Annotated in this window: 7 protein-coding genes; 1 reads left to right on the top strand and 6 read right to left on the bottom strand. The window is 54.9% G+C overall.

The annotated features are described in order from the left end of the window. Positions 1-1156 (bottom strand): AAA family ATPase (locus BQ5353_RS08470; protein WP_162273125.1); only part of this gene is annotated, 1156 nt, incomplete at its 3' end. Continuing rightward, entirely contained in the window at positions 1153-2289 is a 1137-nt protein-coding gene (locus BQ5353_RS08465) for an exonuclease SbcCD subunit D (protein ID WP_054331560.1), read from the bottom strand. The genes BQ5353_RS08470 and BQ5353_RS08465, both read right to left, overlap by 4 nt. Before the next feature lie 434 nt (positions 2290-2723). Here BQ5353_RS08465 and BQ5353_RS08455 point away from each other — a divergent pair, with 434 nt between their 5' ends. Continuing rightward, positions 2724-4457, top strand: a complete 1734-nt coding sequence (locus tag BQ5353_RS08455; RefSeq protein WP_054331444.1) for a hypothetical protein — start codon at positions 2724-2726, stop codon at positions 4455-4457. 178 nt (positions 4458-4635) lie between these two features. Here BQ5353_RS08455 and BQ5353_RS08450 read toward each other — a convergent pair whose 3' ends face one another. The 4 genes from BQ5353_RS08450 to BQ5353_RS08435 all read right to left on the bottom strand — a co-directional run bounded on the left by BQ5353_RS08450 (position 4636) and on the right by BQ5353_RS08435 (position 15452). After that, positions 4636-5610, bottom strand: coding sequence for a carbohydrate kinase family protein (locus BQ5353_RS08450; protein ID WP_174884177.1), 975 nt, complete (start codon positions 5608-5610; stop codon positions 4636-4638). Positions 5611-5645: 35 nt separating this feature from the next. After that, a complete protein-coding gene (locus BQ5353_RS08445) occupies positions 5646-5999 on the bottom strand; it encodes an arsenate reductase family protein (protein WP_054331443.1) in 354 nt (117 codons plus the stop codon). A 267-nt stretch (positions 6000-6266) separates the two neighbouring features. Continuing rightward, the gene (locus tag BQ5353_RS08440; RefSeq protein ID WP_071427864.1) at positions 6267-6956 is read right to left on the bottom strand and encodes a class D sortase; all 690 of its coding nucleotides are present in this window, start codon (positions 6954-6956) and stop codon (positions 6267-6269) included. Between the two features lie 99 nt (positions 6957-7055). Next, complete coding sequence (locus tag BQ5353_RS08435) at positions 7056-15452, bottom strand: SpaA isopeptide-forming pilin-related protein (RefSeq protein ID WP_162273124.1); 8397 nt, start codon at positions 15450-15452, stop codon at positions 7056-7058. Positions 15453-15826 lie beyond the last annotated feature (374 nt).

The raw sequence follows: 15826 nt of genomic DNA, 5'->3' as shown, positions 1-15826 counted from the left end.
GGCGGTACACCGGCAGCTGGGGGGAGAGGCGGGCGATCTTTTCTTGCAGTTCCCGGCGCAGGGGTTCCCCCTCCTCCTCCCGCCGCAGCGCCTCTTGCAGGGCGGGGAGTTCCTCTTCCTTCTTGGCTAAGGCGGTCTTCGCCCGGGCTAGGGCGGCCTCCGCCTCCCTTTGCTCCGCCTCTTCCCGCTTCCAGGAGGCATACTCCCCACTGTGGGCCTCCACCCGCTGGTAGAGGGCCAGTTCCTTCCCCTGCCGGGCTATCTCATCCCCCTGGGCCGTCAGCCGCTCCAGCTCCCGGCGAGTCTCTTCTAGGGCAGCCAGGGTTTCCTCCTGCCGCTTTGCCTGGTCCTCCAACAGGGCCAACTGCTGCTCCTGTTCCTGTGCCTCCTGCAATTGGCGGCGCAACTCTTTCCAGCGGGTTTCTCCCGCGGCGATCTCCTCGGAAAGCAGCCCCAGCATCTTTGGGGCGGCAGCAATCTCCCGGCTGTCCAGGTCAAACTCTGGGGTTTCCACCTGTGCCCCGCTCAAATACTGCAAGATACCCCGGGCGTTTTCCTCCCGCTTAGCAAAAAGGGCCCGCTCCTGCTCCTTGAGCTGCTGCTGCAGCTGCAAAAACCGGCCGGTGCCAAAGACCTTGCGGAAGATTTCCGCCCGTTCCCGGCTGTCGGCCAGCAAAAGGCGCAGGAATTCCCCTTGGGCAATCATGGCGATTTGTTTGAATTGGCGGGCGTCCACCCCCAACAGGTCAGTGATCTGGGCGGTGACCTTGGCCGCACCGGAGACCACCTGGCCGCCGGGGAGGAACAGGTCGGCGTCCGGTCGCTCGGAAGTGAAGCCTTCCCCCGTTTTTTTCGGGCGCTGGTAGCCGGGGTTGCGAACCACCCGGTACTCCTTGCCCTGGTGGGAGAAGGTCAGCTCAGCAAAGGTTTTTTCCCCTGGAGAGGCAAAATCGCTGCGCAGCCCCTCCACTGTGCGGGTGGAGCCGCTCACCTCCCCAAAGAGGGCGAAGGCGATGCCGTCAAATACGGTGGTTTTCCCCGCGCCGGTGTCCCCGGTGATGAGGAACAGCCCCCCTTCCCCAAAGTAGGCAAAGGGGATTTCCACCCGGCCGGCATAGGGGCCAAAGGCATTCAGCACCAATTTTATAGGTTTCATCGCGCTTCCTCCAATCCCGCCAACAGCTGGGAGAGAAGCGCTGTCTGCTCCTCCTCCAACGGGGCGCCGTTCTGCGCCTCATAAAATTCTCCAAACAGCTCCAAAGGGCTCTTCTCCCGGATGCTTTGGGCAACGCCCGGGCCTCCCTGGGTTTGGGTGCGCCGGTTGTCAAAGGTGAGCCGCATCAGATTGGGGTAGATCTGCCGCAGTTCCCCCAGGGGGTCGGCCAGGCTCTCCTCGTCGGTAAGGACAGCCTCAATGTAATCTTGGCTCTTCTCCCCCATGGCGGTCAGCTGGGCAAGCGGCCCCCGGATCACCCGCAGGTTCCGCAGGGGGATGAGGGGGATTTTTTCCAGTTCTGGCTCTTCCCCTGGCCCCCTTAAAGTGACTAAGAGGGCGGTTTTCTGCTGCCGCCATTCGGAGAAGGAGTATTTTAAAGGGGAACCGGCGTACCGCACCGAAGGGCGCCCCACAAACTGGGGCCCATGGATGTGCCCTAGGGCCACATAGTCAAACCGGTCGAAGGCGGAGACCTCCACATTGTCCAGCCCCCCCACGGTAATGGCTTCGGAATCGCTGCGCTCCGGCTCCTTGCCGCCGCTGGTGACAAACTGGTGGGCCACCAGCACATGGCGGTCTGCACCGGAAAAATCAGCGTGGGAGAGGGCCAGGCGCACTCCGCTGTCGTAGCCGTCCACCTTTTCTTCCGGGTGGCAGGCCCCCACTGCCGCTGGCCGCAGGAAGGGAAGCAGGTGGATCCCCACCGGGCCATAGGCATCTTCCAAGGTGAACCGCTCCACGGCGCCGTGGTAAGGGGCGGCAATATACACCCCGCTTTCCCGCAGAAGATGGCTGCCAAACCCCAACCGCTCGGCGGAATCGTGGTTGCCCGGCACCACAAACACTGGGATATGGAGGTCCGCCAGGGAAGTGAGGAAGCCGTCCAGCACGGTGACCGCCTCCGCGGAAGGGATGGTCTTGTCGTAGACATCCCCGGCGATGAGCACTCCATCTGGCCTGCGTTCCCGGGCGATATCTAGAATTTGATGCAATATATAGATCTGATCCTCCAGCATGGAAAATTCGTTGACCCGCTTGCCGATGTGCAGGTCGGCCAAATGCAGCAGTTTCATCGTCTGTTCCTTTCTAAATTTGTGCGGGTGTTCCGCATTGTGGGGATTTTGCATGATATGGGGCTCTCGTGATTGTCCTCCTACAAAGTTAAGAAAAAGCGGAAAAATAGTGCGGCTTTGCCGCAGGAGGGCGCCCCCTCAAAATTGCGTTGCGATTATTGTACCATAAAGTTTGCACAAACGGTAAGAATTGCGGTGCGGCTGTTGCCGCAAAGGGCTTCGCCTGTGGCTATTGTACCACAAAATCCCTGGGAACGGGAAAAAACCGCTATCCCCTGTCCCACTCCTCTTTTGGGGGCAAATTTCCCCCATTCCATCCCAAAACCAATAAAAATTCGAAAATCTTTCCGAAATTTTTCCTGCTTCCCTGCAAAAAAACTATGGTATAATACTACTGTATGTAAAATGGACTTTGCCGAATGGGAGGGATATGTGTGCAAAATTGGCCCAAGCGGTGGGCTCTTTTCTCCCTAGCCATCCTGCTGATCCTCTGCCCCCTCTCCGCCTTCGGGGAAGAATCCCCACCGCCCAGACCCATGCGGCTGGACAACAACGTCACCCTCACCCTCTCCTCCCAGGAGCTCATTGCGCCGGAGGAGGAAATTATCACCCTATCCATCCTCGTTGAAAACCCATCTCCCTATATTCTGCGGGACTGTACCCTCTATCTGGGGGAGCTGCCCGCGGGGGTCACCTTTGTCCCGGATAGCTTGGTCATCAGTTCCATCTCCTACCCGGGGCTCACCCCCAACGGCTCCAAGCTGGGCAATGTGTCTGTCTACCACTCGGTGGGCGCCACCTTTCAGCTGCGGGTTTCCTCCCAGGCAGCCGCAGGAAGTTATGATATCGTCGCCGGCCTCGACGGCCACTACCAAGCGAGGGACCGGCAGATCGGCGATGTCACCGGCCGCGCTAGGGAGACATTGACCATCTACCGCCCCCTTGCCCTCACCGACAACGGCTCGGATAAAGAGGCGCCTTTGGGCACCCCCGCTTTGCACAGCTACACAGTGACGCCGGAGAGCATCTTGGGTCCCAGAGGAGATGCCTTTACCTTCACCGGGTTGAAATTGCAGGTAGTGGTTCCAGAGGACAATGCCCTTGACCCAGGCAGCCTCCTTATTCTCAACGATGAGGTGACCGATATTTCCATTGAGCCAGCCAGCCAAGAGGATCCGGAAGGCCCTGTCATTGACCTGGAACAATTTCTGCTGAGGGGGCATCTCATCCCCTTCACCTTCTCCTATGAGCTGGAGACTTCCCAAAACCCTCTGCACCGCACCCTGCTCCCCCCAAAGGAATCGGTGTCCTCCCAGCCGGTGCTCTATTACCGCCTGGCGGGGGAAGATTTTTGGCGCTCTGCTTCACTGACCACTACCACCGATCTGCGCAACCGCAAGACCTTCTCTTACCAGTGGTCCAGCGGCGGACAAGCCTACTATTTCTCAGTGTCCAGCCACGTGCGGGACATCAATCAATTCCTGGTGGAGCCGCTTTTGGCCCAGGGGGAGTTGTACAATCAATTTTCCCAATACGCGTCCTCTTCCAGCCGGAAGGTGGCCGCACTCTGCAAAGCCTCTATTCAAGATGAAGAAGAGCCAGTCACCTTGAGCCCTTATACCGTCTCCTTCTTCAATCTCAAGGTAGAGGACGGCACCCCGGCCTCCATCCTCTACCTGCGGGAAGACGGCTCCATCGGAGAGCGGCCTGCCACAGTATCCGGCGGGATGGTCAGCAGTGATTTTTCCAATCTGACCACCTTTGCCCTGGCCCTCCCCGATGAGAATTACGGCAAGTTCCAGGAGTTTGAAATCCTCGCCTCCACCGGAAGCGGCGGCACCATCCAGCCCTCCGGCATCAGCCGGCTGACTCAAGGAAGCAGCGCTGAGTTTCTGATTCAACCTAAAAAAGGTTACCGGGTCGAGAAGCTTTTGGTGGACGGAAAATCCCTCCCCCCAGCGGACTCCTACCTGTTTGAAAACATCAGCCGGGACCACGAAATCCATGTGGTCTTCACCAAAATTACCCCCTCCGGCGGGGAAGATCCTGCAGTCCCTTCTGCATCCCCCTCTATCCCACTGGCTTTGGGGGTCGTTGGTTCCGCTGTAGCTATCGCCGCCTTTTTAACATGGAGATCCCACCACAACCGAAACACGGACAGCAAGTAGCCACCTTTATGGCAGGTGGTTTTCTTCCCGCCCTCACCCCAGAACAACAAATGCAACCAAGTAGAAACCCCCGGCGAGATGGTTCTCGCCGGGGGTTTTCCTTGTGAAACAGGGCTTTCTCTGCTATGGGCAACACACCTAACCCTCATATTGCGTTCCCGGAGGGCAGCTTCTGGCCCTACAGCGGATGGCCGTTTAAAAAAGCATCCACTTCCTCCCGCCGGGGCACCGAACGCATCGCCCCTGGCCGGGTGGTGACTATAGCGGCCGCTGCGCTGGCAAACCGAAGGGCCTCCTGCATCTCTTGGGGGGAGAAGCCCTCCGGGCCCAGGCGGAGGATGGTGTCCAGCATACAGCCGAAGAAAATATCCCCTGCGCCAGTGGTGTCCACAGTGGGAACGTCCAGGAATGTTTCCTGCCGCAGGATGCCGCCGGGGTAATAAGCGGCACTCCCCTCTCTGCCGGAGGTGACAAACACCAAGGGGATTTGGTAGTGGTCCATCAGGAAGAGGGCCGCCCGGTTTTGATCCCCTATGCCGGTGATGAAATTGAGCTCCTCCCCGGCAATTTTCAGGACATCGCAGGCGGAAAACCCTTCCCGCATCCGGTCTTTGGCGATGGCCAGGCTCTCCCAAAGGGGGGGCCGCAGGTTGGGGTCAAAGGAGATGAGGGCCCCACACCCTTTGGCGCAGTCCAATGCCTTACGGGTGGCTTCTAGAGCGGGCTCGTCGGTCATGGACAGGGTGCCGAAGTGAAAAATCCTCGACTGCTCAATCAGGGAAAAGGGGACTTCCTGGCTGCGGAGCATGCTGTCCGCACCCGGCTTGCGATAAAAGGAAAAGCTCCGCTCCCCAGCGGTGTCGTTGTGGACAAAGGCCAGGGTGGTGTTGTATGTCCGGTCGTGGAGCAGCCCTTCGGCGGAGATTCCCAGTTCCTCCAAGGCGCTGTGGAGCATCCCACCGAAATAATCTGCCCCCACTTTGCCGATAAATGCCGTTTTGCGCCCCAAAGCCGACAGCATAGCCAGCACATTGCAAGGCGCACCCCCGGGATTGGCTTCAAATGCCGGGTTGGGCCCGCGGCTCTCCAGCGGGGTAAAATCCACCAATAGCTCCCCCAATGCGGTGACATCCCAAATTTTTTCCACAATCATTCCCTCCTTTCCACATGGTCTAGGCTTTCCCGCCCCTATAAGATGCTCTCCCATTCCTGGGGTTTAAAGCCAACCAGGATGGTATCCTCCCCGATGAGGAGTGGACGCTTGACCAGCATCCCATCGGTGGCCAGAAGGGCAACCATCTCCTCTTCACTCATGAGGGGAAGTTTGTCCTTGAGCTCCAGCGCCTTATATTTGAGGCCGCTGGTGTTGAAAAACCGCTTGATAGGCAGTCCGCTCCGGGCAATCCACTGGGAGAGCTCCTGTTCTGTGGGGTTTTCTTCTACAATATGGCGGGCGGTGTAGGAAACCCCGTGATCTTCCAGCCATTGTTTTGCCTTTTGGCAGGTGGAGCATTTGGGGTATTGGATAAAAAGATAGGACATATGCATTCTCCTTTCGGTGAAGGAAACCTTCCTTACAGCCGGGCAAAAGGCCCTCGCTGACTGTTGTCTCTTTTCATTATTGTAGCACAGCCGGCAAAAGAATCCTAGGAGAATTTACAAAAGTTCCATGAGCGCTTTCGCTGGAGGCCGCACCATTTTCCCATGCTATGACGGAACGGCCAAACACAGTCCCTCTTGTCTCCCCTCTGGGGAAGATTGGCCGCTGACCTAAAAAACAGCCGCAGTTGCGGCTGTTTTTTAGGGGAATTATGCTTTGGGTATTGTCTCTACCAGGCGCGCCCAAGCCACCAGCCGGTGAGTGGGGTTGAGCACAGGGGTGCAGGTGACCAAGGTGAGCATGTGGCTCTCCCCCTCCTGCAGCTCGGTCACATAGACATCCTCCGGCTTTACCGTCAAAATCTCGTAGATCTCATAGGTGTAGACGTTGGACTCATCCCCCACCATGACACGGTCCCCTACTGCGGCTTTGTCCAGGTGGCGGAATGGATGCATGACAATGTAATTTCGGTGTCCGGCCAGGACACAGTTGCCCTCCTGGCCCAAACCTGCGGTTCCATTGACATGGCCCACTCCATACATGAGCTCTTCGTCACTACCTAACACTATGTTTTCACTGACCCCCAGCTTGGGGAACTTGAAGTAGCCCACCACCGTTAGGTTTTCCACCTCCGGACGGGCCATCAACAGGTTCCTCTGGGCGGGCAGGACATTGAGGGGATCCCCCTCTGCCCATTCCTCCGCCGGGAGGGTGGTCCAGGTGGCGTTTTCCAAGGGCTTGGGGTCAGCCATAGCACTTTGGGAAGCCACGCCCAGCTTAGCCAGGACAATCTGCCAAGGGTAGTTGATCGCTTCATATCCCACACCAATTACCATCAGCACAGCGCCCGCAATCAACAAGGTTTTCGAGAGCATTTTGCGGTCTTTTGCGTTCATCATTGCAGTACTCGCTTTCCATGTAAAATTCTTGAAAAGCCGCCCTGGAACGCAGGGCGGCTTTTCTCGATTTGAGCTTGTTACTTGCACGGGTGGGAGAAGCTATTTCTCCGCATCCTCATCGTTCTTCTTGCGGCCCAGTGCCCAACCGGCCAGCATCATGCCTGCGCCAATCAGAGCGAGGGACTCCACTGGGAATCCGCCTGCATCCGGCAAGCCCGCCAGAGGAATCTGAGGATCTTCAATGGTGACATTGCCCAGCGGGACATCCTCGTCGTCGATGGTGACGTAGTCGTCATCATCATCGCCGCTGTCACCGCCGCCTCCGCCTCCGCTGCGTCTCTGGTTGCGGATGTTGAGAACGCCATCCTCCCAAGCAAAGTTGCTGTTGGAGTTGAGCATCTCGATGGTGAGGATTCCATTGTTGTATTTTACCTCAAAGGCGATGAGGTAATTGGGGGTGTAGTGGCCAGAGGGGACTCTGGTCTCCCGCAGGATATAGCGGCCTTCGCCCAGGCCGGAAATGGTCAGTCTGCCCTGTGCATCGGTGGTCTGTTCGCCTCTGATAATCGCGCCTACCACAGGATTTCCATTGCTGCTCTCCTCATACGCATACAGGGTGAACCCGGCATCGGCAAGAGAATTGCCATTGCTGCTGTATTTGTAGATGGGAAGGTCGATGGCTCTGGGTATTTTGTGGTTGGTCGCAGTAATTGCGAACACATTTTCAGCCGATGCATCGGAGGGAACGGTGAACTGATAAACGCCGTTGCCCTTATCCTCCAAGCCCTCGCCGGTGAAGTTTACAAAGCTGTAATCCGCGCCGGTGTTGGTCTCTTTGATGAAGTAGGTTCCACCCAGCTTCAGGCCGGGGATGTTGACCGCCTGGCCGTCTGCTCTCACAGTGATGGCACGGCCATCCTCTATAGCTTCCACAGATTCTGCCACCTTAAAGGTAAAGGAATCGGTGGAGTTGTAGGGGGTCTCGCCCGACTGGAGGGTCTTGGTCAGGGTGACTGCGCCTTCCTCTACAGCCTTCTGGTGGTTGGCAAAGGTGACGGTCAGCTGACCCTGCTGAGCTAAAGTGCTGTCAAGAACAAAGCTAAAGCTTCTATCTGTTGGATTTACAGTTCCTGTCTCACCACTAGCCGAATAGAAGTCATAGTAATCATGCTCTTTTTCGGTGATGGTGTAGGTGCCGTACTGCCACTGGAAGGTATCCGGCAGGGTGAAGCTGCCCTGTTTCCCTTCGCCGGCTGCACCTTCCAAGGTCAGTTCAATGCCGCCTTCGGCAATGCCAGGCCCCGTCAGGACAAAGTCAAAGCTGTCGTTTACCGCATTTTCGCTGTCCACCTTTTTGATCAGGTTCAGCGCAAAGCTGTCTTTGGCAACGCTATTTGCTTTATTGTGAACAACCATCTCCACAGAGGGATTTGCAGTTGTCACAGTGTAGGTGTACTCGCCTGCTGCCAATTGGTAATTTCCGCCTTCGATCTCCTCGGTCACAGTGTAAACGCCGTTCTTCAAAGAGAAGTTCTCTTCCAGCACCTTGCTGTGAGATGCGGAGGAAATCAGCTCAGAAGCGCTCACTTCTCTTGTCTCTTTGAAAGTTTTGTCGCTGGATTCCACTGTGATCTTAAAGACATCGCCAGTGTCCAGGTCAAAGCCGTTGTCCAGGACCTTGGTCAGGGTGCTGGGGGTTCTTCCCGCGCCGGAGATGGGCTCATTGGTGAAGGTGATGTTCACGCCTTCTCTGATGCCGGTGACGGTGAACGCCGCACGGTTTTCCGTGGCTGCGGGCGCTGTATCAACCTGGGCCTTCTTGAACTGGTAGTTGCTGTTCCCGGCCAATCTCTCTACCACATAGTAATCACCCACGGGGAGAGTGGCTGGATTGGTGTCCCAAGCAATATCGCTCGAAGATTTCTCATTGCCGGATCCAGTAAAGCTTTGTGCCCCGATTGTACCAGTAGCAACCAATTGGTCTTCCCCTTCGGCTACTACTTTATACAAATCGAATGTCACTGCTTCTGCATCCAGACCATTAGTCTCAAACACTTTGGTCAGGCTGCTAATGCCGCTGCCGCTGGCATTGGAGTTGACTGCCACAACCTTGATCGGGCTGCCTACCTCCAGGGTAAACTCTGCGGTTTTGGCTTCATACTCCGTGCCGGCCACCATTGTGGCAGTCCCCGCGCTGTGGCTGATAGAATCCAGGATGTACCCATCCTGTGCCCGCTCTTTTACCACATAAGTCTTGCCAAATTCCAGACCGCCGACCATTTCGGAGCCGATTGTCCCGCTTGCATTTGCTTTTGCCTCAATTGTTACAGTTCTAACAACGTTGCCCGTTGCTTGATCGATGATATCGAATACAAACTGGGTATCCGCTTTCACCTTGGAACCAACCGCCATCTGTTTTTCGATGGTCACGCTGCCTTCCGGCAGGGGCTCATTCGCATAGGTGACTTCCAAGCTGCCAGCACCGGCATAGTGAAAGACCACTTCGCCGGTCTTCTTGCCGCCTGACTCTGTCAGGGTCGGGTTCATCCCCTCGCCGGACACTGTAACATCAGCAAAGATAAACTTCGAACCGGAATTGCTCTCGGTCAGTTTGTACTCACCGTAGGGCAGGCCTTTGAGCTCTTCTTCGCCCCAGGTGACGGTGCCGGTGGTGGCGTTGGCCGCCAGGGTCAGTTCCTTGACGGTTGTTGTGCCATCCGGCTTGGTCAGAGTGAATGCAAAGGTCTTATCGTCTGCGCCAACCGCATAACCGGGGATGGTCTTGCGGATGACCAGATCCATAGCGCCGGTCTTCACGGTATTGGTGGATACAAAGGCGATGCTGGTGGTATCCTTGTTCACACCGAAGGTGATGCTATTCACAGTGCTGCTTACAGTATCTGCACCGGTTGCGGTCATGCTCTGTGCGTTGAACTGGTCATCAGCACCCTCGGCCAGGGTGTAGGTGCCGACTGGGAGCTTCACAGGATCGCCATAAGCGGCTTTCACCTGCTCCAGGATATTGCTATTGCTGGTGCCATCTTTGTTAAAGGTGGCCGTGATCGCAATCGTTTTCTGATCCGGGGTGGTCAGGGTGTAGTTAAAGGTCTTGCCGCTCTCAGGGATCAGCCAAGCGCCCTCTGCGATCTCCTTCTTCAAAGAAATGGAGCTAACCTCTGCTACAGCCACTTTGTTGGTCGCGGTAAAGGTGATTGTGGGATTCTGGCTTAGGATGTCATCCGTCAGGGTAAATGCCACGCCGTTTGTGATGGACAACCCTGCAATATTGGATTTCATCCCGTCCAGAGTGTACTGGCTGTCGCTCTCCTCAGCAAGGGTATACACACCCGCAACCCAGCCGTTTGTGGGCTTTGTGAAGGTCACAGGGGCAGTGGAAAGATTGCCTTGCTGATCCTTGCTTACGGTCACTTTGGCTTCTTCCTCGTAGCCATTGGGGCCGGTCAAAGTAAAGGTAAACTCTTTGGAATCGCCATTTTTCAACAAGAAGGTGTCTTTCAGGTCTTTGGCGACCTGGATAGCAACGCCATAGGTGGCAGCGGTGTTGGTCACTACAACCTGGACTGCCGCCGTACCGGTGAGGGTGACAGGGTAGTATTTCTCATTGTTGTAGGTGACAGGCTCCACAGGCGCCCCACCAACGGTCATACCAACCAAAGTATAGCCTTTTACAGCTTCTTCTTTTACATAGTAGGTCTGATCCAAAGCCAGGCCAGATGCGGTTTGAACGGTTCCATCCGCATTTAAGAATATGGGAGTACCTGCTAAAACCATCTGATCGTTCCCTTGTTTAGTGTAAACACCAACTGGGAAAGTGCCAGTATAAGTCGGGTTCGCGGTTGTAACAGCTTTGGAAATGTTGATACTGCCCGCATTCTGCTTGGGACTGTTGGTGAAAGTTACCGTTGCGTCTTGGTCCGCAATGCCCAAAGTCGCAGTGGCGACCTTGTTGCTGATTGCAACGTTTTGACCGTCTCCTTCAGCCTTGCTCAGTTCGAACAAATTGCCAGAGCTGGCCTCTCTGATCTCCCAAGCACCGTATTCCAAGCCAGTGAGGCTGGAAACGGTACCGTCCGCAGTCGCCCACAGGACAGTGACGCCATTTTCCAGGTCTTCTTCTCTGCTAAATGTGGCGGTACCGGTGTGGGTTACACCACCCTTGGTGGCGGTGAAGGTAAACGCAGCATCCTTGGCAAACTCCCAAGAGGTGCCTTCTGTCAGCTTCTTCACAACGGTGATGGAGCCATCATTGACGTAGTTGTTTACCACTTTGCCATCATTGATCTTTGCGGTTCCGCCGTTGGTCACTTCTACAGAGTAGATTGTATCGCTTACCTGGTAATGATCCGGGGCAGAGATTTCTTTTACATAGTAGGTGCCGACCGGGATGTTGGCAAAGGAAACCTTGCCCTCAGCATCGGAAGTCGCAGTTGCAAAAGCTGTGGTAGCGCATGCCGGATCTGTATAGATACCAAATACAGCGCCTGCCAACTTGTTGTCCTCTTGGCCATACTTGGTAAACTCGATGTTTCCGCGGTTTGCTTTGTTGGTCAAGCGGATGGTAATTCCAGTAACGCTTGTAAATTTCTCGCGGGGGATTGTGAAGGAACCAGCAGATGTTTGCTTCTCACCACCCTGATAAGAAACCTCGATAGAGATCTCGCCGTCTAAGGTGTAGTTCGCCTCATTGGGGATTACTTCGGTGACGGTGTATTCCTTCCCTGCTTCTAGGGCAGGAGCGTCTCCACCGGTAAATTCGACCGTATATGGGTCGCTCACCGTGAAATCCTTCACCGTGGCAGCGCCATCGCTAATCCGAACGGTGTAGGATTTGCCGCCCAGATCAGTAGCATCCCCACTCTTGAAGCTCTTTTCCACTGTGGTGGTGATACCCTTCGCACCCAGGCTGTTCTTCACGGTCAGGGTGCCTTTCTCCATGGAGTATTCTGCCTTGTCGCTGTTTACGGTGAACACATCGTTCTCGCCGTTTTTAGCGATGCGGAACATGCTACCGGTATACTCCACGTCAAAAGTGGCAATTGTGCCGGAGATCGGTGCGTAGTTCTCCGGAGATTTCTTTTCCTCAATTGTAAAGGTCAGTTTTGTGCCCGCTGTGGGGTTGCCGCCGAACTCTTGAGCCAAAACATCTAGCTTCATATTGGCTGTACCATCTGCGCCAGTTGTCAGGGCAGCAACTTCTTTGCTCCCCCTCTTGATGACAAACTCGGCGCCGGACAGAGCTGCCTTGCTATCAGCATCGATTTTTACAATGTCGATATCCTGGTTGTTGATGACCACTTTGGTTTGAACAACCGGTTTGGGGAAGCTTTCGGTATACACGCCACGGCAGCGGAGTTCCGCTACCCCGTTGGAGAACCAACCTTTATCGTTCGCATGGGTACCGGTATCCGGATCTGCCAAATTGGTGTAGTCAGTGCTCCCATTGGTGACTTTCACCTGGTAGGTCAGCTTATGGACGTTTTCCATACCATCCAAAATTGCTTTGTCCCCATCTTTTGCATTGATGGTCCAGGTGAAGGTGTCGTTGCGATCGTTGAACACCACCTCGCCAGACACTTCTGTATCATTGACCCAAGTCTTTTGGGTTCCTTGGATCAACTCCACGTTGCCGCTCAGTTGGTCAGTGACCACGGGGATTTCGTAATTCTCAAAAATCATATTGAGAATGCCGGTGAAGGTGTTGGAAATATCTGTCTCTTTGGTCGCTTTGGTGTAAGAATCCTGATAGCGGTTCTCGCCCTGAGGATTCAGTACCGCTGTGCCGGGATCGTTGCTGATGCCGATGGTGTGAATCTGGACTTCAGGGTAATCCGCGTTGATCTTCTTAGCGGCGGCAATTGCCCTGTTAACACCGTCTGCCCCATCGCTTTCATCGCCGTCGGTCATAAACACCACATAGGTGGGATAGTTGTTACCCCGCTGCCCCAGCAGTTCGTAAGCTTTTTCAAATCCCTTAGCTGCATAGGTGCCATAACCGGTACCCGGGTTGCCCAAGGTGATCCACTCTTCTCCGACATTGGAGGTCCAATTGGAAATGACTCCGCCTTTCTCATCCTGGAAGTACACGGCCGCAACCTGGCTGTTTCTATTCGATTTAATTAGGTTTTCCGCCATAGTGTTGATGGAGCGGCGGGTGATATTCCAGCGGGAGTTATCTCCGCCATTACCATATCCATTGCCGCTCACTGTATCCCGCATAGAGCTGGATCGGTCAATGACAAAAATGACATTGACAGGTGTCTCCATCTCGGTGACTTTGCCCTTGCCTGCCACGGTCAACTCCATATCATAAATGATGTCGTTGCCGGTGCTGAGCGCATCGTTGCGAATTGCCTTTTTGGTCAATTCCAACGCAGAGCCGGTTGCGCCGCCAGTGCCGGTTTTGGCGTTTACAAAGATGATTGCGCCATTGTCCCCTTTCTTGGATTCAAAGGAGGCCGGGCCCAAATCCAACAGCGTTGAACCGTGGAGCAACCGGATCAGTTTACACCCTGCGCTGCCGGTCTGCTCAATCACCACATTTTTACCAGCACCAATGCCAGTGATGGTGTAGGTGTAGTCTCCATTGTCGTTGTCCTGGGGGATTGTGACATAGCCATTCTCAGCGGTCACAGTATTCCCATTTTTGCTTGTCAAAGTGCCGTTATAGGGCACACCGTCCACCGTAATTCTATAGGTGAACTCCAAGCCGGACTGGCCAATGGCCAAAGCGCGAAGCTGCACCGAATTAACGGATTTCTTGTTTTGCACGGTGACAAAGGGCCTTCTAGTAGACTCTTTGGAATAATCCGTGACATAGTCAGTATTTACCCCGGGACGCCGTGAAACGGTTAGCTGAGTAGCATCCTCTTCCTTTTCAAACTGGATCAACCGGGTCTTGGGATCAGCAGCCTCATACTCATCCAAACCGCCGGTCTCATAGAGCTCAATGGTCAAGGCATAGTCTTTGCCGTTGATGGTCTTTGTATCTCTACTATCGGTATCTTTTACCTGAAAAGAACCGGTGTAGTTCAGCACCGCTTCCCCGTTTTCATCGGTGGTGACGGGAATCTCAGCGCTGCCATCGGTATAATAAGTACCGAAGAATTGATGCTTAAAAACGTCTTCCGCAGTGACCTTTGCGGTAAAGGTGACACCGGGGATGGGGTTGCCCTCTCTATCCACCTTTTTGATCAGGAGCTGGCCTTCGCCTTGGGTCACCGACAGAGGTTGCACCACAAAGCTAGTCTTCTGGAAGGAGAAAGGGGCGACGGTCATTGTCACCTTCTTGGCAGAACCCAGGTCTTTGCTCTCCACCTTTTCCGCAGAAGCAGTGAAAGTGGGTTCTTCCTCTTCATCCTCGATGGCAGGCTTATCATCGTCTTTTTTGTCATCCTCGGTGGGGTCGGTGATGTCTTGGTCATCCTCACCGTCTTCGCTATTGTCAGAGGGGTCGGTGACGTCTTGGTCATCCCCACCGTCTTCGCCATTGTCAGAGCGGTCGGTGACGTCTTTGTCATCCTCGCCGTCTTCGCCATTGTCAGAGGGATCGGTGATATCTTCGCCTTCATTGGAGCCAAATTCGTTTTCTACCAATGCTGAAAGGACAATGCGGCCGTCGATGGACGCAACCAACACACCCTCAGAATCATTGTCCGAGGTATCGTTGCCGGTGGAGTCTTCCTCGAAACCGTCAGAATCACCCTCGCCGGGAGTTTCAGAAGGAACTTCTGTGGGTTCTTCGGCCTCATCAGACCCATCGGTGGAAGGATCGGAAGGAGTTTCCTCAGGGGTCTCTTCCGGCTCGGTGGGTTCGCTCCCTTCGGGATCTACAGGCTGGGTGGGAATGGAACTGTCGGGGTCCACGGGAGTGACTGGCTCACTGGGAGTCTCATCGGGGGTTACCGGCTCGCTGGGGGTTTCCCCAGGGACGGAAGGCTCACTGGGGCTGACCTCCGGCTCGCTGCTGGAACTGCCGCTGGGGCCAACAGGTTTGCCCTCTGGTTTCTCCGGCTTTTTTTCGGACTCAACCTCTTTGGATTCCAGCGCATAGGTATCCCTGATGGTCTCCTGGGTTTCTTCACCCAACAACCGCACTTCTATCTTTTCTTCACTTAGCCCGGTGTTGATGGTGTAGACTTCGACGCCAACAATCTCCGGTTTTGCGTCTTCTGCCTCAGCATCGGACAGGGCCAAGCGGACAGCAACTAAAATCCGAATGTTTCCGTTGCCGTCCAGCTCCCGGTTTTCCACCACTTCCAGCCAATTGCCGTCCTGTTCGGACAGCTGCTCCCGCAGTGCATCTGCCAGGGCTTGGTTCAATGCTTCTGTCTCTTCTTCTGTATCCGCTGTAAAGCTGGGCAGATTTTCCAGCACTTCGTCGACGGTTAAGACTTCACCGTCAGCATAAGCTTTACGCACAGCAGCACCGTCGATCTCCACAACGGTGGAGGCCGCTTCCGCTGCAAACACATTCACGCCCAAGTTTACAACACTGCCTGAAAGCATCAGAAGTGTCAAGAAGAATGCAATACATCGTTTTGTCGTTATAGAAAACGATTTTCTCCTCATGAAATAACCACCTCTCTACATTCGCCCGAATGCGATATAATACTGTTGTTTAAGCGAACAGGACTCGCTTTTACACCATTGTATGGATTCATCATACCGGCATGTAGTCACAGCATGGTTACATTATTACAAATCCTTGAAATTTTTATGTCAGATCTTTCCAATTCCACAGATGAGGATAAGGCCCCCCTTAAGAATAGGTGCAGCGCTTGCTACCCTCCATAGGGATTGGGGTAAAACCGCCCTTTCCTCCAAACCATTGGGGGAGGGGGCTTTGATTG

Origin of the sequence: Merdimmobilis hominis, assembly GCF_900104615.1 — a bacterium.
Lineage (GTDB): Bacteria > Bacillota > Clostridia > Oscillospirales > Ruminococcaceae > Merdimmobilis > Merdimmobilis hominis.
The sequence above is the reverse complement of the archived record's forward strand: the minus strand, read 5'-3'. Positions and strand labels throughout refer to the sequence as shown.